This is a genomic window from Pseudomonas paraversuta (assembly GCF_904067025.1).
Lineage (GTDB): Bacteria > Pseudomonadota > Gammaproteobacteria > Pseudomonadales > Pseudomonadaceae > Aquipseudomonas > Aquipseudomonas paraversuta.
On the sequence record NZ_CAJFDA010000001.1, the window covers coordinates 2102573 to 2127301 of the forward strand.

Consider the following 24729-nt stretch of genomic DNA (forward strand, 5'->3'; position numbering starts at 1 on the left):
GGCCTGTCCACTCATTGGGTATGAAGTCTATGTCAAAAGATCATAACTGCGAGGCCGATTAGATGCAGAGGGTCACAATCACGCTGGACGATGCCTTGCTGACTGCGATTGACCAGCGGGTTGGCACCCACGGTTATCAGGGACGCTCCGAAGCCATTCGCGATTTATTGCGCGCCGGTTTGCTGGAACCGCAAAACCGCAACCCGCAGGAGTCCTGCGTAGCCACCTTGAGCTATGTCTACGATCATGGCACCCGGGAGTTGTCCAAGCGTTTGAACACCGCCTTCCATGAGCACCATGACCTGACCCTCTCGACCCTGCATGTGCATCTGGATCAGGGCAAATGCATGGAAGTGTCGGTGCTCAAGGGCAGCATTGGCGAAGTTTCGGAACTGGCGCGCCACGTCATGGCCGAACGCGGGGTGCGGCATGGCAGCGCGCAGATCATTCCGTTGGGTGATATCGAAGGTGATCAGGCCTGACGCTTGCTGCGCATCAGGCTGACCTGTTGCTCAAAGACTTCATACGACCAGCGCTTGTTCAGGGCCTCAAGCATCAACTGCTGCCCGGTCTGCGGTGCCAGGCCGTGAAGCGGCGGGTCGGTGTCCAGGTTGGTGGGGAATGCATAGCCGTCAGCGACCGCAGCAATCACTGCCGCCAGATCCCGGGCGTCCAGTTCATCCTGTTGCAGCCCCTTGAGCAGCGCCGGATAGAGCGCCAGCATCATGCTTTCGCGGTCCAGGCTTTCCATGGGCTTGCCGAACGCCGAACTGATTTGCAGCAGATTGGCCATGCGCTGGCAGTTCGCGGTGTGGTTGCTGCCGGCGGCGTGAAATAGCGCCGGGTTGAAAAAAAGCATATCGCCCTTGCTCAGCGCCAGTTGCACCGCGTGCTGGTTGAAGTAGTCGATAAATGCCTCGTCCCGCCATGCCAGATACCCCAAGTCATATTGCTGGGAAAACGGCAGCAACAGGGTCGGCCCGGTTTCCAGCGGCATGTCGGTGTGGGCGATGGCGCCCTGCAAGGTCAGATACTGCGACAGCACATGCAGTGGCAACGGGTACCTTTGCACCTCGTCCACCGACTGAAAACCCAGGTGATAATCTCGGTGGGGCTGCTGCGCCTGGCCGCCGGGATGCACCACGTTGACCTGGGCCGTGATCTGAAAATGCGGCCCCAGCCACGCCTCGGCAATCAGCCCGATCAGAGGGTTGGCGTAGTACTCGATAAACGACTCGGGTGAATACAGCGCCGCCTTTTGCAGGGAGTTCCATATGCGGCCGTTGCTCCCTGCTTTGGCGAAATGATCGGCACCGGTTGCAGCCTGTGCCTGGCGGGCAAGAATCGCTTCGAATACCCGGCTATGGCGATCGACCACTTGCAGATCGCCATAGGCCTGGCGCACCACCAGCACCCCGGGGCCATGGCGCAACAAATGGTGCAGCTGGTTCATCAGCGGTATCGGGTCGTCATGCAATGCCTTGTGTAGCGTATCGGCGTGATAGATCACCACATTGCTCTGGACCCCGGCGCAACCCGGGTAATCCGCGGCTTTGGCAGACTGCCCGCACAGCGCGGCAAAGTCACTCAGAGCCACTGCACTCTGGCGGACGAAAGCGCTGGCGCCGGTCATGCATCACCCAATGCCAAAGGTGCGTCCGGGCGCGGGGTTGAACCGTCACCACAGCCCATCACGCCTTGCTCCAGGTCAATCACCGAGCCGGTCATCATTCCGGATTCAGCGGACAGCAAAAAGGCCACGCTGCGGGCGACTTCTTCAGGCTTGAGCAGCCGGCCGAACGGCATCGACTGTTCCACTTCGGCCAGCCAGCCATCCTGTGCGCCGTGGTATTGGCGCTGGATCTGGTCTTCGTGGGGGGTGTCCATCCAGCCGATATTCAGACCGTTGACCCTGATCCGGTTGCGCAGGGTGCTGAAGGCCACGTTCCTGGTGAGGATCGCCAGTGCGCCCTTGGACGTCGAGTAAGCCGAGAGAAACGATTGGCCGCCATGGCCGCTGACGCTCTGGATATTGACGATGGCGCCTTCAACACCCTGGCGGATCATCAGCTTGATGGCTTCTTGCATAAGGAAAAACGGTGCCCGCACATTGACTGCGAAGATGCGGTCGAACAGTTCTGGCGAAGTGTCGAGAATGCTGCCTCGGTCAGACATGCCTGCGCAGTTGACCAACCCGTGCAAGGTGCCGAAATGTTTGCGTGCGGCTTCGATCACGGCGCGACAATCTTCCACACGCTCCATGTCGGCCTCGACGAAAAAGGCCTGGCAGTCCAGTTGTGCCAGCTGGCGCACCTGCTCGGCGCCTTTGTCACGGCTGCGCCCGCAAATGATCAGCCCGGCTGCACCGCGACGCGCCAGGGTATGGGCCACGGCTGCGCCGAGGCCTTGAGTACTGCCGGTAACGACAAAAAAACGGCCTGCGAACTGGGTGGAAAAATCGGCTTCAGACATGAACGTCTCCTGCGGTTTTTTATTGTTGTCGAGATCGTCGGGTGACACCTCGTGAAACCGAGACTAGCATCAGCCAAGCCTCATAACTGGCAGAAAAGACCTCATAAAAACCTCAAGAAAAAGCCCGGGGATTATCATGCTCAGCCGTGCCAAGCGTTTCTCCATCAAGCAAATTGCTACCCAGGCCGGAGTCAGCAAAGCCACGGTCGACCGCGTACTGCACCAGCGCGGCAGTTTTCATCAGCAGACTCAACGGCGTATCGAGCAGGCCCTGGGCGAGCTGGAAGCTCAGGAGAAAAGTGGCCTGGCGATGGGTCGCACTTTTTATGTCGACGTCATCCTGCACACCCCGGAGCGCTTCAGTACGGCGGTAAAAGAAGCCATATCGGCACAGCTGAGCAGCATGGCGCCGTTTCGTATTTCGCCGCGTTTTCATCTGTTCGAAGAGATCGACCCCCAGGCCATGCACGACTTGATCCGGCGCTGCGCAGAGAAGGGCAGTCAGGGGGTGGTGCTCAAGGCGGCGGATGAGCCATTGATCAACCTTGCGGTCAACCGGCTGGTGGCGGCCGGGATTCCGGTGGTGACCCTGGTCACCGATTTACCCCAGAGTGATCGCATCGCGTACGTCGGCATGGACAACCGCAACGCCGGGCAAACCGCAGCGTACTTGCTGTCACGCTGGCTGGGTACGGAGGCGCAAGAGGTGGCGGTGGTGATCAGCAGCGAACGTTTTCGCGGCGAGGAAGAACGTGAAATGGGCTTTCGCATGTGGTTGCGTGGGCGGGCGCCGCACCTGCGGGTACTGGACATCAGTGAAGGGCTCGGGGTCTACGAACCGACCTTTGCCCGCGTGACTCTGGCCCTGGAACAGCATCCGCGATTGCAGGCGGTGTACAGCGTGGGCGGTGGCAACCGGGCGATTGTCGATGCTTTCGCCGCCCTTGGACGGCCGCTGCAAGTGTTTATCGGGCATGATCTGGATGAAGAAAACCGGCAATTGCTGGCCGAAGAAAAAATCGCCGCAATCATCGATCACAACCTGCAGGTCGATGCCCGGCATGTGTTCCTGCATATCCTGCACTATCACCGGGTATGGAAAGCAGGTCCGATAAGCCCGTCACAGGTGCAGATCGTGACCCCGTTCAATTTGCCATAAGTCGTATCCGGTTGCGGCCTGGAGTGGCCGCTATATAGCGAACAACGGGCAAGGTCTTTAGTGTCTAAAAAGACCAGGTCGTTTCAACAGCAGGTTTTAAACAGCAAAGCCCAATGCGAGGCATTGGGCTTTGCTGGCGGTATTGCCGGATGGAGGGGGAATAAAAACTTAATGGATCAAAAGTTGGCCATCGAAACCCTTACAGCATTCGATTGGCCCATCCTCTGCGCATAAGTTCCCCCTGAGGGCCAAACCATTTGTAATCGTCCTCAAAATTCTTGAAACCTACTGGCCAGGTCCTGTTACCCGCAGCCCTTGATGTTTCGTAAGCCTGGTAAGTCGAGGCCTCTAGAATTCTTAATCGGGACGGGTTCTGAATACCTGTTTCAACAGCAACCTGCCAAGGATAATACTGCGGGTGATTGCCAGTAATGATTTGTCTCACTTCGTTGACATAGTTTGGGTTGTTGATAACCGGCCTCAGGTACTCGTGCTGTATTCCATCTTCCATACCTCTGGTCCCGGAAAAAGGCAGCTCTAATGGCTGGACCGCCGTGCTTGATGTCGGATTATATACGGCGGCTCTATTGGCTCTGTTGGTCTGTCCTATGTTCTGCAAGTCACCACGGGACAAGTGCGGCAAAAAGCTGTCCCGGATCGGTGTTTGTTCCAGTAAATAGGCAAAGTTCATATTTTGCATTTGCGGGGGTGGGGCGCTCGTTGCCACTCGATGAGCCCTGCCGGGAAACGCCCGGTTACCCCCCGGAGCGCCCCCTGCATGTTGCAATTTATGCTGCCAGCTGCCCACAAACTTGCCGGCCTTTTTGACCCCCTTGGCGGCAGCCCCGGCCATAGACGGGGCCGCCGAGGCCAGCCCGGTTGCCATGCCCACCCAGCCCAGAATCCGCCCGGCGTTTTCATTGCCGGTGGCCAGCAAGGCTATCGAGGCCACATCCGCTGCCAGCGACACCACACTCAAGGTCGCGGTAGTGACTGCCGTTACATAGCTGGCGGTCAGCGCCGCTGTAGGCGCGGCCAACGCACCCAGGGAGGCCACGGTGCCGATCACGGCCAGGGCGATGCCGGCCGCCGGCAACAGCCAGTCCAGCCACGAATGGCCCGACGGGTCGATGCGGTTGACGGGATCGCCGGCGCAATAGGCATAGCCATTGAGGCCGCCTTCGCCGAAGGGGCTGAGGCTGTCACGGCTGTGGAAGCGCATCAGTGCGGGGTTGTAGATGCGGTAATCGCCCAGGAAGTACCAGCCGCTGTCCTGTTCGCGCAAGGAGCCGGCGTAGCCCAGTCGGCTGGTGCCGGCCTGGCTCTGGCCGTAGGCGCCGTAGACCGGGGTGTGGATAGCGTCCTGGGCTTCTGTGGTCACTGAGCCTTGGGCGTCGGTGCCCAGCAGCATGACTTCGCGCACTGCCGATGCCAGTCGACTTTCTGCCACGGGAACAGCGCCGGCCCGTACCCAGCGGGTCTGGGTGTCTTCACCCAGCTCGCAGCTGAGCTGGCCGCCGGTGTGGTAACGCCAGCGCGGACCGGTAGAGTCTTCGGTCTTGATGATGTTGCCCGCCGGGCCGTAGTGCCAGCGGCGCTCGCCGGTAGGCAGGGTTACCCCGATCAGTCGGCCCAGGGCGTCGTAGTGCAGTGGATTACCGCGCTCGTCGCGTTTGAGATTACCCAGCGCGTCGTACTCCAGGGTTACCGGTGCCGGGTAATCGGCGCGGCTGTGGCTGACGCTGATCAGCTGGGTGAGGTCGGCGGAGTTATAGGTAAATGTACTGATATTGCTGGCGCTGGCGTCGGCAAACACCGTTTCCAGTCGACGAATATTGTCGAGGGCGTCGTACTGGAAGTGTTGCTCGCGGTAGGTTTTGCCGTGGGCATCTTCGGGCAACGACGGCCCTGCAAGGCGATGGGCAATCATCCGTCCGCGCAGGTCGTAGTCGAAGCTTTCACCGCGCACCAGTGTGCCGTCACGGGTCAGTTCGCGCCGGGTCAGCTTGCCGTCTTTGCGCCATTGCTGGGTCTGCACTTCTACATGCTGTGCATTCGGCGTTCGGGTAGCCGTTTCACGACGGGCCGGGCGACCCAGGCTGTCGTAGCCCAGGGTTACGGTCATATCCCGCGAGCCATCGTTTGATTGGGTTCGCTGCTGGTGAATCCGCGAGGCCGCATCGTAGGAGAGGGTGACCGTGACGTCAGGGCCTTGCTGTTGAATCAAGCGGCCCAATTCGTCGTACTGGCAGCGCTGCTCGGCACCGTCGGCATCGGTCAGACGCGTCACTGTGCCCGCCGGGGTGGTGCTTTGTTGTTGCGAGCGCGGCTGATCACCGTGCCAGGCGTAGTCGGCTTTGCTCAGTTGGCCTGAGGGAGACCAGTGATCTTTTTGCAGACCCAGATTGCCCCGGGATTCCAGTAAAAGGCCGCTTAGCGGATCGTATTGATTGAACACGCTGATGCCGGGGGCTTGCAGCGACAGCAATGCACCGCCCAGTTCCGGTTGGCGCTCACTCTTCACCCGGGTACCGTCGGGCAGGATTTGGGTATGGGCGTGAATTTCGCCTTCGGCATATTCCCATTCAGAGACACTCTGCCCGACCTTTTCCCACACCAGTCGGCCCAGGCCGTCATATTTGCGCTCGCCCAGCAGGACTTCATTAGTGCCCAAAGACGGATGAGTGATCGAGACCGTGGCCGGTAAATCACCGTCATGGCCTTCGGCGTAGGTGCGCTTGATGACACTGCCGTCGGGCAGCGTGGTGGATACCAGCCGATCCCGCACATCCCACTGCTGTCGGGTTTCCCGGCCCATGGCATCGAACTGGCTGATGCAGCGGCCAAGGCCGTCATAGTTCCAGCTAAGTTCGTGCTGAAGTACGCCGTCTGCGCAATACAGTCTCTCGGTCAGCGGCTTGCCATCCAGGGTGTGGGTGGTCACGGTTTTGGCCCCGGCCACGCCATTGGCGTCGGTCTGCCAGCTGCTGCCAGTCAGGGCTACCGGGTCGGCGAGGGTGTGCTGGGTGACACCGTCCGCGCCGGTTTCGGTCAGCACATTGCCCCAGTCATCAAAAGTGCGTTCGGTGGTCAGGCTCAGGGCCGGGACGTCTTCGTTACCGGGATCGTAAGTCGTTTCACGGAACACCCGGCCCAGCACGTCATATTCTGCGGTCCAGGCGGTATAGGTCTCACCGCTGTCGGTTTGTTTTTCACGGCGGATTTCCCGGGCCATGCCATCGAGCCAGACAGTTTCCTTACGCCCGGAAGCGCCGATTCGGGTCTGGCAGCGCTCGCTGGCCGACAACGAATAGGCCCAGTTGACCTCTGCCTCGAACGCCGAATCCGGGGCTGCGACTTCCTGAGTCATACGGCCCAGGGCATCGTGGGCAAAGGCCATGCGCAGCTGTTCGTCGGTCTGCTCGGTGACCATCAGGCCCGAGTACAGATCCTGTGAGGATTGGGAGCTGGATTTATGTCCGTCGTGGCTGGTGATCGTGACCTTTTCCTGCAATACGGCACGTTCCAGCGAGCGGGCGTTGCGCGCCTGAGTGAGGCTGTAGCTGTAGGCCCGGGTGGTGCTTTTACCCTCTACCGTCTGGGTTTCGCTGAGCATGCGAGTGTGATGGGGCGAGGCCGGATCGTTAATGAAATTTTGCGTCGAGCGGCCCAGCTCACTAAATTTTTCACCTTCGACCAGCAGTAGCTGTTCCTCGCTGCTTTGAACAAAGGTAGGCAAGGCAAACGCCGGAGCATCCTGACGTACCGGCAGCGCCTGATAACGGTAGCGGGTCTGCTTGACCGGCCCTTCGGTGCCGGGTGGCGGGCTGACCGTACGACTTTTCAGACGGGTGATGCGGCCCAGTGGGTCGGCCGGGCAGTTGTCGGTCTCGCCGCTCACCGGGTAGTACTCGGACTCTTCAATTGCGCCCAGGGCATTGCGATGCCACACCGGGTTACCCAGCTCGTCGTAGCGGGTTTCTTCCTCGGTAACAAGCTCTCGCAGCACCCGTTGGCCATCCAGCTGCGCCTTGCGGGTAATGACTTTGCGCGGGAACTGGAAGTAAGGCACCTGCCGGGCAATGGGCAACCAGGGCTCGTCGTAATAGGTGGTCTCGGTTTCCTGCAGGGTCTGGCCCTGTTGCGTGCGTTCCCGGGTCAGCAGGTGGAAGCGGTTAAAGGTGCGGCTGATGGTTTGTAGGGGGGTGCCCCGGGCATCCATAAGGGTTTCGGTGGAGCCGTAAAGAAAATCGCCGGCACCGGTCAGGTGATAGAGGTTGTCTTCGCGGTTACGCCACTGGCGCACTGCCGGCCAGCCAAAATAGTTGCTGCTGCCATACAGACCGTAGTCATAACGAACCAGCTGCACCGGCTGGCCGTCCCCCGGGTCCTTGCGGGTCTGACTGACCACCGGCATCCGCGCAAACGGCGCGCCTGCAGGCAGGTTGAGGCCGTTGGCTTCGCTGTAGGTCACTTCCTCGGTGCTGCCGGTGGGCTGGGTGCATTTGCTCAGCAGCAGTAATCCGGAAGTCGCAGTGCTGTACTCAAACTGCCAGCCACTGTCGGGAAGGCCGTCCACCGTTACCCGGCGCAACTGCCCGGAGACCCGATGAAAAGACATCACCACCTGTGCGGTGGTATCCGGCTGCAACGTCAGACGGGTTGTCACGCCCTCGTAGGTCAGTGCCAGCACAGTGCGGCCACGGGCATCGCTGACCTTTTGCAGGTAAGCCGCGTTGCCGACTGAACGCCAGTCAAAATTCAGGGCGCTGCCATCGGCCCCCACCAGGGTGCTGACTACCCACAGGCTGGGGTGTCCGGCCAGCGGGATCAGGCGTTCACAGCTGCCATCGTTATGCGTGACCCACATTTCCTGACGCTGAACGGCCACTGCAACTACCGGCAAGCGCACATCCGGGAAGCGCATGCTCTGACCGACAATCTCACCGCGAAAGCGCTCGCCGGAATTGAGTTGCAACTGCTGGCTGGCGCCATCCCAGGAGGTGGTGCCGAGCATCCAGCCCAGACCGAAGCCCTGATCTTCGCCCATCAGCGGGCTATGGCTCAGGCGCAACTGGCTGATGGGCCCGCGCAAATCGTTGGCGGCGCCGGTGGGCAGGCTCACCGAGGCAGAGAACGCACCGGTGCGCGGATCGACCCCGGCACTGATGCTGCTCATAAAGTTGTAGGCCCCGGAATATACGTCGCCGCTGCTGAGCAGGCTGGCGGCGGATAGGGGTACGGAGGTGTGCTCAGTCATGTATCTTTTTCCTTGTTTCGCTAGAAAGGGGTAGCAAAATAAGGTCCCTCGCTGAGGGCTAACAATGAGCAAGTGTTGTAGGGGGGGGCGGCACAAAAAGTATCTTTTAATACGTGGGGAAGATGCCCAACCATTGTTGATTGTGGGAGGGGCGCGTCGGTGATGCGCAAAATCACGGAGAAAGTGGCTGTTCAAGAAAAAATATTGAATCAAGAAAACCACAAAGAGGCTGATTGCTGGCAGGCCACCGGACTTTCCAGTGCCTGATGGCTGGAGATTCGAACCAAAGCGTACGGCAGTACCCATCATTTTCAGATCGATACTGCCGTCTCCGGTAACACTTCAATATTCAAAAAAACCGGCTTTGCTCAAGGAGCCGTCTGGTCTGAACACCTCGATCGGGCTGCGCATCAGACAAATGCACATCGTTGATGGCGAGTATGCTGGCAACCGTAGTCAGCCCTTGCTCAAACCCGACTTTTGGTGGGCCACCATTTTTTGAATTCCCAAAAGGCTGGAATATAAAAAATGGTGGCGAGTCAAGGCTTTCCTAGAGACGCCAGAGCATAAAGTTCTCCTGCCATCTGGTTTGATCCCTTATCCATAATCCATCCTGGGTTACATATTTCACAAAATCATTTTCGTAAGGCAGATCCCATATATGCGTACGAATAAATGTCGCTTCGTAAAAGTCAGGGGCGGTGATGGCTAGAGAGTTAGTGTTTATGTTGTAGCCCTGCAAGACCTCAGGTGGATACGCCGGGTGTATGTTGGCAGCTATTTGCCGGACATCATTAACATAATCCGGATTGTTCTGAAAAACAGGCATCACGGTAATGCCATCCATACTTCTAACGGTCGTGGATGGAATAGTGTTCTGTGGCAACGCAGCCTTCGTCGGGTTGAGCCTGTAAAAGTTTCGAACTTCTATAGAAGTTTCCCTACTGACGCTGCTGTACCGTTGAGCAGCAGCGTACATAATATTATTTGCTCCTCCTGAAGGGTTCATACTGCGAGTAGCAAGCCAGGCTTCCTTAGGGTCCATTGCATTTAAAGCTGAGTGCTGAAGCGTCGCAGGGTTAAAAGCCCGCCCCCCTCCTGGAGCTCCCCCGGCATGCTGCAGTTTGTGCTGCCAGCTGCCCACGAACTTGCCGGCCTTTTTGACCCCCTTGGCGGCAGCCCCGGCCATAGACGGGGCCGCCGAGGCCAGCCCGGTTGCCATGCCCACCCAGCCCAGAATCCGTCCGGCGTTTTCATTGCCGCTGGCCAGCAAGGCTATCGAGGCAACATCCGCTGCCAGCGACACCACGCTCAGGGTCGCGGTGGTGACTGCCGTTACATAGCTGGCGGTCAGCGCCGCCGTAGGCGCCGCCAACGCACCCAGGGAGGCCACGGTGCCGACCAGTGCCAGCGCAAGACCGGCCGCCGGCAACAGCCAGTCCAGCCAGGAGTGACCCGACGGATCGATGCGGTTGACCGGGTCACCGGCGCAGTAGGCATAGCCATTGAGCCCGCCTTCGCCGAAGGGGCTGAGGCTGTCACGGCTGTGGAAGCACATCAGTGCGGGGTTATAGATGCGGTAATCGCCCAGGAAGTACCAGCCGCTGTCCTGTTCGCGCAATTCGCCGGCGTAGCCCAGTCGGCTGGTGCCGGGTTGGCTCTGGCCGTAGGCGCCGTAGACCGGGGTGTTAATCCCGTCATTGGCCTCAGTGGTTATCGAACCCTGGGCGTCGGTGCCCAAGAGCATCACTTCGCGCACCGCCGATGCAAGACGGCTTTCAGCCACCGGAACGTCACCGGCCCGCACCCAGCGGGTCTGGGTGTTTTCACCCACCTCGCAACTGAGTTGACCGCCGGTGTGGTAACGCCAGCGCGGGCCGGTAGAGTCTTCGGTCTTGATGATGTTGCCCGCCGGGCCGTAGTGCCAGCGGCGCTCGCCGGTAGGCAGGGTGACGCCAATGAGTCGGCCCAGGGCATCGTAGTGCAGCGGATTACCGCGCTCGTCGCGTTTGAGATTGCCCTGCGCGTCGTACTCCAGGATTACCGGTGCCGGGTAATCGGCGCGGCTGTGGCTGACGCTGATCAGCTGGGTGAGGTCGGCGGGATTGTAGGTAAATGTACTGATATTGCTGGCGCTGGCGTCGGCAAAGACCGTTTCCAGTCGACGAATATTGTCGAGGGCGTCGTACTGGAAGTGTTGCTCGCGGTAGGTTTTGCCGTGGGCATCCTGCGGTAAATCCTCACCGTGCAGACGGTGCGCAATCACCCGTCCGCGCAGGTCGTAGTCGAAGGTTTCACTACGCACCAGAACACCGTCACGGGTCAGTTCGCGCTGGGTCAGTTTGCCGTCTTTACGCCATTGCTGGGTCTGGATTTCAAGGGACTGTCGGGTGGGCGTACGGGTAGCCGTTTCACGACGGGCCGGACGGCCCAGGCTGTCGTAGCCCAGGGTTACGGTCATATCCCGCGAGCCATCGTTTGATTGGGTGCGCTGCTGGTGAATCCGCGAGGCTGCATCGTAAGTAATGCTGATGCTCACATCGGAGCCTTGCTGCACGCTCAAACGCCCGAATTCATCGTACTGGCAGCGCTGTTCGGCACCGTCGGCATCGGTCAGACGCGTCACTTTGCCCGACGGGGTGGTGCTTTGCTGTTGCGAGCGTGGCTGATCGCCTTGCCAGGCGTAGTCGGCTTTGGTCAGTTGGCCTGAGGGAGACCAGTGATCTTTTTGCAGACCCAGATTGCCTTGGGACTCCAGCAAACGGCCATTTTTGGGATCGTAGGTGTTGAACACGCTGACCCCGGGAGCTTGCATCGACAGCAACGCACCACCCAGTTCCGGTTGGCGTTCGGTATGGACTTGAGTGCCGTCAGGCAAGGTTTGGGTATGGGCGTGAATTTCGCCTTCGGCATATTCCCATTCAGAGACACTCTGCCCGACCTTTTCCCACACCAGTCGGCCTAGGCCATCGTATTTACGCTCGCCCAGCAGGACTTCATTACTGCCCAAAGACGGATGAGTGATCGATACCGTGGCCGGCAATTCACCGTCATGGCCTTCGGCGTAGGTGCGCTTGATGACACTGCCGTCGGGCAGGGTGGTGGACAGTAGTCGGTCCCGCACATCCCATTCTTGGCGGGTCTCCAGGCCCATGGCATCGGACTGGCTGATACAGCGGCCCAACCCGTCATAGCTCCATCTCAATTCGTGCTGAAGTACGCCGTCTGCGCAATACAGTCTCTCGGTCAGCGGCTTGCCATCCAGGGTGTGGGTGGTCACGGTTCTGGCCCCGGCCACACCCTTGGCATCGGTCTGCCAACTGCTGCCGGTCAGGGCTACCGGGTCGGCCAGGGTATGTTGGGTGACACCGTCTGCGCCGGTTTCGGTCAGCACATTTCCCCAGTCATCAAAGGTGCGTTCAGTGGTCAGGCTCAGGGCCGGGACGTCTTCGTTACCGGGATCGTAAGTCGTTTCACGGAACACCCGGCCCAGCACGTCATATTCGGCGGTCCAGGCGGTATAGGTCTCACCGCTGTCGGTTTGTTTTTCACGGCGGATTTCCCTGGCCATGCCATCGAGCCAGACAGTTTCCTTACGCCCGGAAGCGCCGATTCGGGTCTGGCAGCGCTCGCTGGCCGACAACGAATAGACCCAGTTGACCTTGGCCTCGAAGGCTGAATCCGGAGCCGCGACTTCCTGAGTCACACGGCCCAGGGCATCGTGGGCAAAGGCCATGCGCAGCTGCTCGTCGGTCTGTTCGGTGACCATTAGCCCCGAGTACAGATCCTGTGAGGATTGGGAGCTGGATTTATGTCCGTCGTGGCTGGTGATCGTGACCTTTTCCTGGAGTACGGCACGTTCCAGCGAGCGGGCGTTGCGCGCCTGAGTGAGGCTGTAGCTGTAGGCGCGGATTGTGCTTTTGCCCTGTACCCTTTGGGTTTCACTGAGCATACGGCCGTGATGGGGCGAGGCCGGATCGTTAATGAAATTTTGCGTCGAGCGGCCCAGTTCAGTGGACTGATTGCCCTCAACCAGCAACAAACGTTCTTCACTGCTCTGGATAAAAGTCGGCAACGCAAACCCCGGGGCATCCCCACGCACGGGCAGGGATTGATAGCGATATCGGGTCTGCTTGACTGGCCCTTCGGTGCCGGGTGGCGGGCTGACCGTACGACTTTTCAGACGGGTGATGCGGCCCAATGGGTCGGCCGGGCAGTTGTCGCTCTCACCGGTTACCGGGTAGTACTCTGACTCTTCTATTCCACCCAGGGCATTGCGGTGCCACACCGGGTTACCCAGTTCGTCGTAGCGGGTTTCTTCCTCGGTAACAAGTTCTCGCAGTACCCGTTGGCCATCCAGCTGCGCCTTACGGGTAATGACCTTGTGCGGGAACTGGAAATACGGCAGTTGCCGGGCAATGGGCAGCCACGGCTCGTCGTAATAGGTGGTTTCAGTTTCTTGCAGGGTCTGGCCCTGTAGCGTGCGTTCACGGGTCAGCAGGTGAAAGCGGTTAAAGGTGCGGGACACTGTTTGTAAAACAATCCCCCGGGCATCCATCAGGGTTTCGGTGGAGCCATAAAGGAAATCGCCGCCCCCGGTCAGGTGGTAGAGATTGTCCTCGCGGTTGCGCCACTGGCGCACTGCCGGCCAGCCGAAGTAATTGTTGCTGCCATACAGCCCATAGTCATAACGAACCAGCTGCACCGGTTGGCCGTCCCCCGGGTCTTTGCGGGTCTGACTGACCACCGGCATCCGTGGGAACGGAGCACCGGCCGGCAAGTTCAAACCATTGCTCTCGCTGTAGGTCACTTCCTCGGTGCTGCCAGTGGGCTGGGTGCATTTGCTCAGCAGCAACAGACCTGAATCACTGCGGGTGTATTCAAACTGCCAGCCACTGTCGGGAAGTTCGTCCACTGTCACCCGGCGCAACTGCCCGGAGACCCGGTGAAATGACATCACCACCTGTGCGGGGGTATCCGGTTGCAACGTCAGACGGGTTTGCTGGCCTTCGTAGGAAAGCGCCAGCACCGTGCGGCCCCGGGCATCGCTGACCTTTTGCAGGTAAGCCCCATTGCCAACCGAACGCCAGTCAAAATTCAGGGCGCTGCCATCGGCGCCCACCAGGGTGCTGACCACCCACAGGCTGGGGTGTCCGGCCAGCGGGATCAGGCGTTCACAGCTGCCATCGTTATGCCGGACCCACATTTCCTGACGCTGCACCGTGACCGTTACCACCGGCAAGCGCACATCGGGGAAACGCATGCTCTGGCCGACAATCTCACCGCGAAAGCGCTCGCCGGAATTGAGCTGCAGTTGCTGGCTGGCTCCGTCCCAGGAGGTGGTGCCGAGCATCCAGCCCAGACCAAAGCCCTGGTCGGCAGCCATCAACGGACTATGGCTCAGATGCAATTGGCCGATGGGCCCGCGCAAATCATTGGCGGCGCCGGTGGGCAGGCTGATCGAGGCCGAGAACGCACCGGTGCGCGGATCGACGCCGGCACTGATGCTGCTCATAAAGTTGTAGGCCCCGGAATACACATCGCCGCTGCTGAGCAGGCTGGCGGCGGACTGGATGTCGGGGGTATTTCCAGAGGGGTCAAACATGGTTGCTACTCCTTGGTTCGCTGAAACGGAGTGGCAACATAGAAGCGCAGACTTAAGGGAAACAATGAGCAAGGGCTGTAGGTGTCTTCGCGACAAGAAGCTGCACGATTGCAGCCAAGGTGCACCTGCAAAGCTGTCTGGGTTTCGTTGCACGGGATGGGCGGGTCACAGGTTTTCGCTGGTAACGATCTGCAGCGGCACATGGATGCGGTGACGCAACGGATCAAACTGCGGCGCTGTTTGCAGTTCTACCAGCAGGTCCATCAGCGCCGTGGCGATCAGCCCGGGCTGTGAGTCCACCACTATGCGAATCAACCCCTGCTTGAGCGCCTGCTGCGACAGCTGCGTGGACTCCGGCAAGATACTGCACAGGCCCGGGCGAGCGGGCAACTGGGCCAGGGCGCGGATGATGCCGTCACCACCGCCGCCGACCACGCACAGGCCGCGTAAATCGGCATGCCGGGCCAGCAGGTCGAGGGCCGCTTCTTCGGTCACGTCATCGTTGTCCATATTGATCAGCGGATCGAGCAGTTTGAGCCCCGGTGCATGCTCTGTGAGGTAACTGCGCAAGCCATCGACCCGCGCCTGATGCCCCTGGAAGCGGTGGCCGCCCAGCAATACGCCGATGCTGCCCTTGCGCGCATTGCAGGTATGGGCCAGCAACCAGCCCATGGTGCGGCCCACCTGGAGATTGTCCACGCCGACATAGGCCTCCTGCGCCTGTTCGTGGATGTCTGACAGTAGGGCAATCACCGGCACTCCGGCTTCTCGAATCTGGGCAATGCAGGCATTGATCTGCGGATGGGTGAAGCTGACCACCGCCAGGCCATCGTACTGCACTGCCATGTGCTCGATTTGCGCCACGATGGCGCCGGGGCTGCGGTCGATCACGTACTCGAAATGGCAGCTCAGGTTGGCCTCGAGCTGACGGCGGGCCGCTTCGCCAATGGCGGCCGCCAGATTGCCGTAGAACGCCTGGGCAGTACCCAGCAGCAGAATGCCGAAGCGATAAGTGGGGCGGCGCTCGCGGATGCGCTGGCCAATCAGGCGCGCGGCGAAATAACCGACTGCTTCGGCGGCCTGGAACACCTGTTCGGCAGTGTCCGGGTTGACCGGGGCCCGGGCATTGAGCACCCGGTCTACGGTGGCCACACTCAGCCCTGCCTGAGCGGCAACGGTGGCGATGGTGGGGCGTTTATTGTTGTCCATGGTCAGCCTTGAAGAAGGCCTTGATAGAAAACTATCAAGCTGCACTGGGCCACGATGATAGCTTGATAGGGAATCTATTCAAGGCATTGAGGGCCATGGCATGGCTGCTTATATTTTCTCCAGAACAATAATCAAGCCAGCGGAGAAACTGCCATGTCCCACTCCAGTTCAACCGAACACCGCGACTATCGATTGACCGGCCCTGAAGCCGCGAGGGCTGCCGAAAAAGGCCTGGTCTCGGCCAGCTGGTATCAATGCCCGATCTCCCGCAAGCGCCTCAAGGAATTGATGCAGCGTCGCGATGGCCCGGCCCTGCGTGACACCGCGTTGTGGATTCTGGCGCTGCTGGCAACCGGGTTCGGTGGCTACTGGTTCTGGGGCTCCTGGGCCTGTGTGCCATTTTTTATTGCCTACGGGGTGTTGTATGGCACCGCCTCCAATGCGCGCTGGCATGAAATGGGCCACGGCACGGCGTTCAAAACCCGCTGGATGAACGATGCGGTGTATCAGGTCGCCAGCTTCATGTGCCTGTTCGAGCCTCATGTCTGGCGCTGGAGCCATACCCGTCATCACACCGACACTATCGTGGTGGGGCGCGATCCGGAAATCGTCGAGCCGCGTCCACCAAGTCTGGTGCGCATGGCGCTGAGCCTGTTCAATCTGCCCCATGGGTTCAATACCCTGCGCTCGGTATTGCGCCATGCAGCCGGGCGTATGGATGACGAAGAGCAGAGCTTTATTCCGCAGTCTGAATGGCCGGCAGTGGTGCGCACGGCGCGGATCTGGCTGGTGATTTACGCCCTGGTGATCGGACTGGCGCTGTATCAGCACAGCTGGTTGCCACTGATGTTTATCGGCCTGCCAAGCCTGTATGGCGCGTGGCTGTCCTACCTGTTCGGGCTGTCGCAGCATGTGGGGCTGGCCGAGGATGTACTGGATCACCGCAGTAACTGCCGGACGATTTACATGAACCCGCTGCTGCGCTTTATCTACATGAACATGAACTATCACCTTGAGCACCACATGTATCCGATGGTGCCTTACCACGCCCTGGCACAGTTGCATGAGGAAATCCGCCACGACTGTCCGCCGCCGTATCCAGACCTGCTTGCTGCCTTCAAGGAAATCATCCCGACCGTTATGCAACAGCGTAAAGACCCCGGTTATTTCATTGATCGTCCCACAGGGCCGCGCACTGCTGCGCCAGGGCAAAACCAGGCTGTCCCCGGCTGATCGCGACCACAACTACAAGAGAGAAGATCATGAGCGAGCAATGGATCGACGTCTGCTGCGTGGACGACATAGATGAAGAAGATGTAATGCGTTTTGACCACGGCCAGCACACTTATGCCGTGTACCGGTCGGCCGATAGCGAGTTTTTCGCCACTGCCGGGCTGTGTACCCATGAGTCCATCCACCTGGCAGACGGGCTGGTGATGGACCACGTCATCGAGTGCCCCAAACATAACGGGCGTTTTGATTACCGTTCGGGCAAGGCGCTTGGGGCTCCGGTGTGCGTCAACCTCAAGACCTATCCGGTACGGGTCGAGGCCGGACGTTTGTATCTTGGCGTACCGACTTGAGAGCGGGGAGCCAGACCATGAATACAGTCAATGCTCCACTGGTGATTATCGGCGCCGGCCATGCCGGCGGGCGTGCGGCCCTGACCTTGCGCAGCGAGGGATACAGCGGGCGTTTGATCCTGATCGGTGACGAAGCCCATGCACCTTATGAACGGCCACCACTGTCCAAGGGGTTGCTGCAGGGCACCACCGACCTGGCGGGTTGCAGCCTGTGCGACAGCACCCGGCTGGGTGAGCTGGACATTGAACACTGGACGGCCGGTCCGGTGCTGTCGCTGGCACCGGCGCAGCATGGGTTGCAACTGGCCGATGGCAGCTGGCTGGCCTACGGGCGGTTGTTGCTGGCAACGGGTGGACGGGCACGGCGCTTGCCCAACGTGCCGGAGCATATGGCCAATGTGCTGTATTTGCGCACCCATGATGAAGCTCTGACCCTGCGCAACGGATTGCGCCCCGGCTCGCGGCTGGTGGTTGTAGGCGGCGGCTTTATCGGCCTGGAAGTGGCCGCGACGGCGCGGTCCCTGGGCTGCAGTGTGACCTTGCTTGAAGCCGGGCCGCGTCTGGCCGGGCGGGTGTTGCCCGAGCGCTTGTCCGGGGTGTTGCTGGATTTGCATCGGGCCCGGGGTGTTGATGTGCGCTTGAACGTGGCCATTGAAGCGGTGCTGGGCGGCGAGCGGGCCGAGGCGGTACAACTGGTGGACGGCCAGTGCCTGCCCTGTGATCTGCTGGTAGTGGGGATCGGCATGCAACCTAATGTCGAGCTGGCCAGGACCGCCGGGCTCGATGTGGGGCAGGGCATTCGGGTCGATGGGCAATTGCAGAGCAGCGCGGCGGATATTTTTGCTGCGGGTGATGTATGTGAATTTCGCCTGCACCCCGGCGGTGAGTTCCAGCGTCAGGAAACCTGGCGTAATGCCGAGCACCAGGGCCATCACGCCGCCCTCAATCTGTTGGGCGCCGGGCTGCCCTTCAACAGCATTCCGGGGTTCTGGTCCGACCACTATGACTGGGGTTTACAAACCACGGGGCAGATCAGCAGCGCTGAGCCCTCCGCCAGCCGGGCCACGGCAGACGGTGGCTTTGTACTGTTCTACCTCGATGCCGGGCAGCGTTTGCTGGGTGCTTGCGGCTGGGGCATGGGCAACAGCATTGCCAGGGATATCAAGCTCTGCGAACGCCTGATCGCCTGCGGTACACCGCTTCAGGTGCCTGCACTGATGGATGCCGGCGTGTCGCTCAAACAACTGTTGAGGAACTGATATGCGTGAATTTCTGGTGTTTCAGTCACTCTGGGCCATGCAGGATCACAACGGCCAATGCGACCAGCCCCTGGAAGCCCAGCTGGATAAAATAGCGGCCGCCGGGTTTGACGGGGTCACCGATCACTTTTGGCTGCCCCAGCCTGCTGCACGCCTGCACCGCGCCGCCAGTGCCCGGGGGCTGCAGATCGAAGGTCAGGTGTTTCCACAATCGGTGGATGATCTGGCGGCCGCACTGGACGTGGCCACCCAATACGGCTGCCATCACCTGACGCTACAGGCTGATGTGCGGCCGCGCAGCCTGTCTCAGGCGGTGAAACTGGCCGAAGGCTGGCAGCGGCTGGCCGAACAGGTGGACTTTGCGGTGCTGCTGGAAACCCATCGCTATCGACTGACCAATGACCTGTTTTTTACCCTGGATCTGCTGGCCGAGATGCCCGACCTCAAGTTGCTGGCTGACTTGTCCCACTACGTGGTCGGCCGTGAGTTGCCGCTGCAGGCCAGCGCCGAGGACGACGCCATGATCCACACCATTTTGCGAAACAGTTGGGGCTTTCACGGCCGTGTCGCCTGTAGCGAACAGGTGCAGGTGCCCATCAGCTTTGCCCGGCATCAGCCCTGGTTGCAGCGCTTTGTGGGCTGGTGGCAATACGGGATAGAGGACTGGCTGGCCCGCCCGGACACGCCCCCAAGCCTGTCCTTCACCTGTGAACTGGGCCCGCCGCCCTATGCCATCACCGGTGCAGACGGGCGTGACATCAGTGATCGCTGGGACGAAGCCCTGATGCTCAAGGCGTTGATGCGCGAGGTTTGGCAGGACTGCCACAAGCGTTCCGAGACAGGCGCCGCCACAGCAACCGGCCCAGGGTAATCGACCAGTTGCACAGGGCGATCAGCAGAATGATCGACAGCAGGGCAGGGATGCCGTAGTTGACGATCACGTGCCCGGCCAGCCATGGAAACCCGAACACTCCGACAAAATAAGCCAGGCTGAACAGCACCAGTGACTGCGCCGTGTGCCCGGGGGGCGCTTCATTGGCAGCCTGGCCATTGATCACCGAGTAGGTCAGGCCGTAACCCACACCCAGGGTCATCGCGGCCAACAAATAAGTGCTGGCCGAATTGACGCAGAACATGAACATCAACACCGAGGCTACGATCATGGCCGTGAGGATGCAGGCCATCACGTAGGGGTCGCGCCTGACGATAAAGCCTGCGATCAACAGCCGGCAGGAAATGGCCGCGCCCATGAATCCCAGGAAAAACAGCGAATAGTCCAGCTGCATGAGACTGGCGTAAGAGGTTTGAAAACTCGAGAGCCCGCCGAAGATCGCACCGCCCAGGCCGACCATGACAATCGCCCATACAGCCTTTGAACGCAGTACCAGACGCGCGGCCGGCAGGGTGATTTTGCATACACTGACGGGGCCGACAGTGGCGCTCTGGTGTTTTATGTTCGGGCCGAGCAACACAAATACCAGGCCGCCCAGAAGGCTGGCGACGGTAGCCACCACAAACGCCGATTCCACCGGATAGCCCATTGCCTCGCCAGCGCGTCCGACCAGTGGACCGCTACCGATCCCGCTCATCATGCTGCCTGACAGCAGGGCGAAGTATTTAACCCGGCGCGCGGGTTCAATCATCATGGCCACGATGATCGGGCCCAGGGTGTAAAACACCCCCCAGCCAAAGCCCAGCAGCAAACCGGATACCAGCACCGCAGCGCCAAATGTCGGGACCGTGGCGAAGCCCAGGCACGCTGCGGCCAGCAGTAGTGCGCCGGCGGCAATGGCTTTGGGCGCGCCGAACAAATCAGTCAGGTGCCCGGAAAAAATCACCGCAGCAAAGGTGCTGAGCATGGCCACCGAAATGATCGTGCCGGCGTCGGACTCGCTGCCCCCGTGCGCGCTGAGCACCATGGCCAGCAAGAAGGTGGTGCCGTAAGACACCGATAACAGGTAACTGCCCAGGCAGAAAAGACCGAACACACCCCGGGTTGGCGTTGCAGCGGCAGATGCAGTGGATGGCATTCAGGGGGTTCCTCGGGGGTTCGGTTTTTGTTGTACGTGAGCGTCGAAGCTTAATAGCAGGCAACAGCACCAGGTCGTGTTGCAAACCTTTGGATCCTGACATCGCGAAGCATTAAACAAAGCGTGTTTCTTCAACCCTGAGAGCGTCTTTTGCGGCTGCGATGGAACCCGTGATTGAGGTTTAGTGGATCCAATGGCTCGGGACCGATAGCCGAATACCTGGAAATATCGCCCTCGGCCCCGGGGCGCAAGGAGATTGGTCGATAATCGCACGCTAATAGTGAAGACTTTGTATTTATTCAACCTATTGATTAACAAATAAAAAATCGATTCATGTATCGCATTAAGGCCACTCCCCTTAAGGATATCCGGTCCTTGCACTGTCCCCTCATATTGCCTGTGGATCCATTAACGGGTTGACTAGCGCCAGGTGATTGCAGGGCCCCTCCTGAACGTCACCCATCAAAACTACAAAAAAAGGGTCTCGTCATGAATGGCTTATCCAGGGCGCAGAACTGCCTGAGTTCTGCTGACTTTACGTCTGTGTGCACTACCGTTTTTTGCGTGGTTCCGGTCTTTGGCGACACGGAGGCACAGCCATGTCCATGGAGTTGAAAACCGCCGTGGATAACGGCCCGATGAGTCGCTTTCAGTTGCTCGCGATCGGTATTTGCATTGTGTTGAACATGATTGACGGGTTCGACGTGCTGGTGATGGCGTTCACAGCGGCTTCGGTATCGGCCGAGTGGGCACTCAACGGTGCGCAGATCGGCTTGCTGCTCAGTGCCGGTTTGTTCGGTATGGCCGCAGGTTCCTTGTTTATCGCGCCCTGGGCTGACCGCATCGGTCGTCGACCTTTGATCCTGTTGTGCCTGGTGATCTCGGGCAGCGGCATGCTGCTTTCAGCCATGAGTCAGAGTCCGCTGCAACTGGCTTTGTTGCGCGGTCTCACCGGGCTCGGGATTGGCGGGATTCTGGCGAGCAGCAACGTGATTGCCAGTGAATATGCGAGCAAGCGCTGGCGCGGCCTGGCGGTCAGCCTGCAGTCCACCGGGTATGCCCTTGGGGCAACGCTGGGTGGCTTGCTGGCAGTCTGGTTACTGACCCATTGGGGCTGGCGCTCGGTGTTTGTATTCGGCGGGCTGGTCACCTTTGCGGTGATTCCGCTGGTGCTGTTGTGGCTGCCCGAGTCGCTGGATTTTCTGCTGGCGCGTCGTCCGGCAACCGCCTTGCAACGGATCAACCGTCTGGCCCGGCGTCTGGGGCAGCCGCCCCTGAGTCAAATGCCACCGCTGGTCGCAAGCCCGTCCGGCAACCGCAATGCCCTGGGTGCACTGCTGGCACCTGCAATGCGTCGCACCACGCTGGTGATCTGGCTGTTGTTCTTCCTGGTGATGTTCGGTTTCTACTTTGTGATGAGCTGGACCCCCAAGTTGCTGGTGTCGGCCGGGCTTTCCGCGCAACAGGGGATTACCGGGGGCGTACTGCTGAGTGTTGGCGGCATCTTCGGTGCGGCATTGATTGGCGGCTTGTCATCGCGCTGGCCGCTGGCCCGTGTACTGTCGCTGTTCATGCTGATTACCGCCGGTTTGCTGGTGCTGTTTGTCGGCTCGGCGTCTTCGGTGATGGCTGCCCTGGGGTTGGGCTTGCTGATCGGGATGTTTTCCAACGGCTGTGTGGCTGGCCTGTATGCACTGTCGCCGGTGGTGTATGACGCCTCCGTACGGGCGACGGGGGTGGGCTGGGGCATCGGGATCGGTCGTATCGGCGCCATTGTGTCGCCAATCGCTGCCGGGTTTTTGCTGGATGCCGGCTGGCAGCCGCTGCACTTGTATGGAGTGTTTGCCATCGTATTTGTGGTCGCGGCGGGCTGTCTGTTGCTGCTCAAGCCATCGTCCGCGCAGGCACAGCCGGTGCTGGCGTCGGCCTGATCATGTTCCGCCTGTAGGAGCGGGCTTGTCTCGCGAGCCCTGTGCGATTGAAAAGATCGCGAGGCAAGCTCGTTCCTGCAGATTCAAATAACAATTAAAACGGGCGGGCTGTATCAGCTGCGGGGAGCGGCTGCGCCCGATAATCGGAGAACAATAATAATGAAGATGATGACTGGCTTGCTCTCGTTGAGCTTTTGCGCCTCGGCACTGGCGCAGCAAGAGGGTTTCTTTGAAGGGTCGAGCACCGACTTGCTGCTGCGCAATTACTATTTCAACCGTGACTTCCGTGATCCGGGCGCCACTAAAAGCAAGGTGGATGAGTGGGCGCAGGGTTTTATTCTCAAGTTCAACTCGGGCTACACCCCGGGGCCGGTGGGCTTTGGTCTGGAGGGGATAGCCATGTTCGGGGTCAAGCTGGACAGCAGCCGGCTGGCCAGCGGTTCGGAATTGCTGCCGGTACACGATGACGGTCGCGCCGCTGACAATTTCGGCCGTGCCGGGGTTGCGGCGAAAGCGCGCTTTTCCGCTACGGAGTTGAAGCTCGGTGAGCTGCTGCCGGATGTTCCGCTGTTGCGCTACGACGATGGCCGCCTGCTGCCGCAGACTTTCCGCGGTGCCATGCTGGTCTCCAAAGAGATCGAAGGGCTGGGGTTGCAGGCGGGTCAGTACCGATCTGTCAGCTTGCGCAACTCTTCGGATATGCAGGATCTTTCGGCCTGGGCTGCGCCGGGGGTAACCTCCGACCGCTTCAATTACGCGGGTGCCGAGTACCGTTTCAATCAGCAGCGCACCCAGGTGGGGCTGTGGCATTCGCAGCTGGAAGATATCTACCAGCAAAGCTATTTCAATCTGCTGCACAAGCAACCGGTCGGCGACTGGGTGCTGGGGGCCAATCTTGGTTACTTCATTGACAAGGATGATGGCAGCGCCCGCATCGGTAAGGTCAGCAGCCACACGGCCTATGGCCTGTTTTCGGCAGCAACCGGCGGCCATACCTTGTATCTGGGCTTGCAGCGGGTGAGTGGCGACACCGGCTGGATGTCGGTGTACGGCAGCAGTGGCCGTACCCTGGGCAACGATATGTTCAACGGTAACTTCAGTAATGCCGACGAACGTTCCTGGCAGGCGCGCTATGACTACAACTTTGCCGCACTGGGAGTGCCGGGGTTGCTGGCCATGGTTCGTTATGGACATGGTGACAACGCCACCACCAAGCAAGGCACCAACGGCAAGGAGTGGGAACGTGATACCGAGGTCAGTTACACCTTTCAGAGCGGTACCCTGAAAAACCTCGGCCTGCGCATCAACAATGCCACCAACCGGCGCAGCTTCAACAGCGACTTTGACCAGACCCGGGTGATCGTGAGTTATCCATTGTCGATATAGCCTCGACAGGCCCGTAGGAGCGAGCTTGCTCGCGAGCTCTTGATCACGCAAAGCTCGCTCCTACGGGTTTTTGGATGTGCCTGTTACTATGGCCGCCCCTGTTTTCTGGAAGTTGTCTGGATGAGCAAGCCCGGTCAATTAGTGCTGATCGCACTGCGCAAAATGATTGCCTCAGGCGAGCTTGCCGCGGGCGAGCGCCTGATGGAAATCCCTACCGCTGAATTGTTCGGTGTGTCCCGGATGCCGGTGCGCATGGCGTTTCGCACCCTGGAGCAGGAAGGCTTGCTGGTGCGTTTTGGCGGTCGCGGCTTTCAGGTGCGCTCGGTGAGTGCCGATGATATTGCCGGCGCGGTAGAGGTGCGCGGTGTGCTGGAAGGGTTGGCGGCCCGTCAGACTGCCGAGCGCGGGTTGTCGGCCGAAGGGCGCAAAGTCCTCGAGCTGTGCCTGATGCAAGGCGATGAGCTGTTCGACAAGGGCTTTGTGACCGAGGACGATCTTGAGATCTATCACGATCTGAACATGCGTTTTCATCAGGTGATCATCGAGGGTAGCCATAACCCGGCGATTGCCGATGCGCTGGCGCGCAATGATCACTTGCCATTTGCTTCGGTGACCGCGCTGGCGGTCGATCGCAAGGACATGGTGCGCGAGTACCGGCGTTTCAACTACGCGCACATGCAGCACCACTCGGTGTTCGATGCCCTGGTCAGTGGCCAGGGTGCCCGCGCCGAAGCCATCATGCGCGAGCACGCCAACGCAACTTTGCGTTATGCCGAAATATTTGGCTCGGCGGTGGCCAGTGAGCGGATGAAAGTGATTCACCGCCCGGACTGAG

Annotated in this window: 15 protein-coding genes; 9 read left to right on the forward strand and 6 right to left on the reverse strand. The window is 60.1% G+C overall.

Annotated elements, in window-relative coordinates; genetic code table 11:
* Positions 1-62: 62 nt before the first annotated feature.
* Positions 63-482 (forward strand): nickel-responsive transcriptional regulator NikR, encoded by a 420-nt coding sequence (gene nikR / locus JQ848_RS09740; protein ID WP_202210546.1) that lies wholly within the window; start codon positions 63-65, stop codon positions 480-482.
* Here nikR and JQ848_RS09745 read toward each other — a convergent pair.
* Positions 473-1633, reverse strand: coding sequence for a phytanoyl-CoA dioxygenase family protein (locus JQ848_RS09745; RefSeq protein ID WP_161720251.1), 1161 nt, complete (start codon positions 1631-1633; stop codon positions 473-475). The genes nikR and JQ848_RS09745 overlap by 10 nt on opposite strands.
* Positions 1630-2472: an SDR family oxidoreductase gene (locus JQ848_RS09750; protein WP_003446400.1), complete on the reverse strand. Its 843-nt coding sequence runs from the start codon at positions 2470-2472 to the stop codon at positions 1630-1632. The genes JQ848_RS09745 and JQ848_RS09750 overlap by 4 nt, the downstream gene beginning before the upstream one ends.
* A 136-nt stretch (positions 2473-2608) precedes the next feature.
* On the opposite strand from JQ848_RS09750, the gene JQ848_RS09755 reads away from it, so the two are divergent.
* The gene (locus JQ848_RS09755; RefSeq protein WP_202210547.1) at positions 2609-3631 is read left to right on the forward strand and encodes a LacI family DNA-binding transcriptional regulator; all 1023 of its coding nucleotides are present in this window, start codon (positions 2609-2611) and stop codon (positions 3629-3631) included.
* 199 nt (positions 3632-3830) lie between these two features.
* Here JQ848_RS09755 and JQ848_RS09760 read toward each other — a convergent pair whose 3' ends face one another.
* From JQ848_RS09760 to JQ848_RS09770, 3 genes are all read right to left on the reverse strand, one after another.
* Entirely contained in the window at positions 3831-8891 is a 5061-nt protein-coding gene (locus JQ848_RS09760; RefSeq protein WP_202210548.1) for an RHS repeat domain-containing protein, read from the reverse strand.
* Positions 8892-9441: 550 nt separating this feature from the next.
* The gene (locus JQ848_RS09765) at positions 9442-14496 is read right to left on the reverse strand and encodes an RHS repeat domain-containing protein (RefSeq protein ID WP_202210549.1); all 5055 of its coding nucleotides are present in this window, start codon (positions 14494-14496) and stop codon (positions 9442-9444) included.
* Between the two features lie 165 nt (positions 14497-14661).
* Positions 14662-15705 carry a LacI family DNA-binding transcriptional regulator gene (locus tag JQ848_RS09770; protein WP_003444854.1) on the reverse strand — a complete coding sequence of 348 codons (1044 nt, stop codon included), beginning with the start codon at positions 15703-15705 and terminating at the stop codon, positions 14662-14664.
* Positions 15706-15858: 153 nt separating this feature from the next.
* On the opposite strand from JQ848_RS09770, the gene JQ848_RS09775 reads away from it, so the two are divergent.
* From JQ848_RS09775 to JQ848_RS09790, 4 genes are read left to right on the forward strand one after another with little or no spacing between them, the layout of a single operon-like run.
* Entirely contained in the window at positions 15859-16938 is a 1080-nt protein-coding gene (locus tag JQ848_RS09775) for a fatty acid desaturase family protein (RefSeq protein ID WP_202210550.1), read from the forward strand.
* A 29-nt stretch (positions 16939-16967) separates the two neighbouring features.
* Positions 16968-17288 (forward strand): MocE family 2Fe-2S type ferredoxin, encoded by a 321-nt coding sequence (locus JQ848_RS09780; protein ID WP_003444856.1) that lies wholly within the window; start codon positions 16968-16970, stop codon positions 17286-17288.
* Between the two features lie 17 nt (positions 17289-17305).
* Positions 17306-18547: an NAD(P)/FAD-dependent oxidoreductase gene (locus JQ848_RS09785; RefSeq protein WP_202210551.1), complete on the forward strand. Its 1242-nt coding sequence runs from the start codon at positions 17306-17308 to the stop codon at positions 18545-18547.
* 1 nt (position 18548) lies between these two features.
* Entirely contained in the window at positions 18549-19418 is an 870-nt protein-coding gene (locus JQ848_RS09790; RefSeq protein WP_127197086.1) for a sugar phosphate isomerase/epimerase family protein, read from the forward strand.
* On the opposite strand, the gene JQ848_RS09795 is transcribed toward JQ848_RS09790, so the two are convergent.
* The gene (locus JQ848_RS09795) at positions 19336-20577 is read right to left on the reverse strand and encodes an MFS transporter (protein WP_202210552.1); all 1242 of its coding nucleotides are present in this window, start codon (positions 20575-20577) and stop codon (positions 19336-19338) included. The two genes, JQ848_RS09790 and JQ848_RS09795, sit on opposite strands and share 83 nt — an antisense overlap.
* A 599-nt stretch (positions 20578-21176) precedes the next feature.
* On the opposite strand from JQ848_RS09795, the gene JQ848_RS09800 reads away from it, so the two are divergent.
* The 3 genes from JQ848_RS09800 (at position 21177) to JQ848_RS09810 (ending at position 24728) form a co-directional block, all read left to right on the forward strand.
* Positions 21177-22508, forward strand: a complete 1332-nt coding sequence (locus tag JQ848_RS09800; protein WP_003444860.1) for an MFS transporter — start codon at positions 21177-21179, stop codon at positions 22506-22508.
* 159 nt (positions 22509-22667) lie between these two features.
* Positions 22668-23894 (forward strand): OprD family porin, encoded by a 1227-nt coding sequence (locus tag JQ848_RS09805; protein ID WP_003444861.1) that lies wholly within the window; start codon positions 22668-22670, stop codon positions 23892-23894.
* A 120-nt stretch (positions 23895-24014) separates the two neighbouring features.
* Positions 24015-24728 carry a GntR family transcriptional regulator gene (locus JQ848_RS09810; RefSeq protein ID WP_003444865.1) on the forward strand — a complete coding sequence of 238 codons (714 nt, stop codon included), beginning with the start codon at positions 24015-24017 and terminating at the stop codon, positions 24726-24728.
* Position 24729 lies beyond the last annotated feature (1 nt).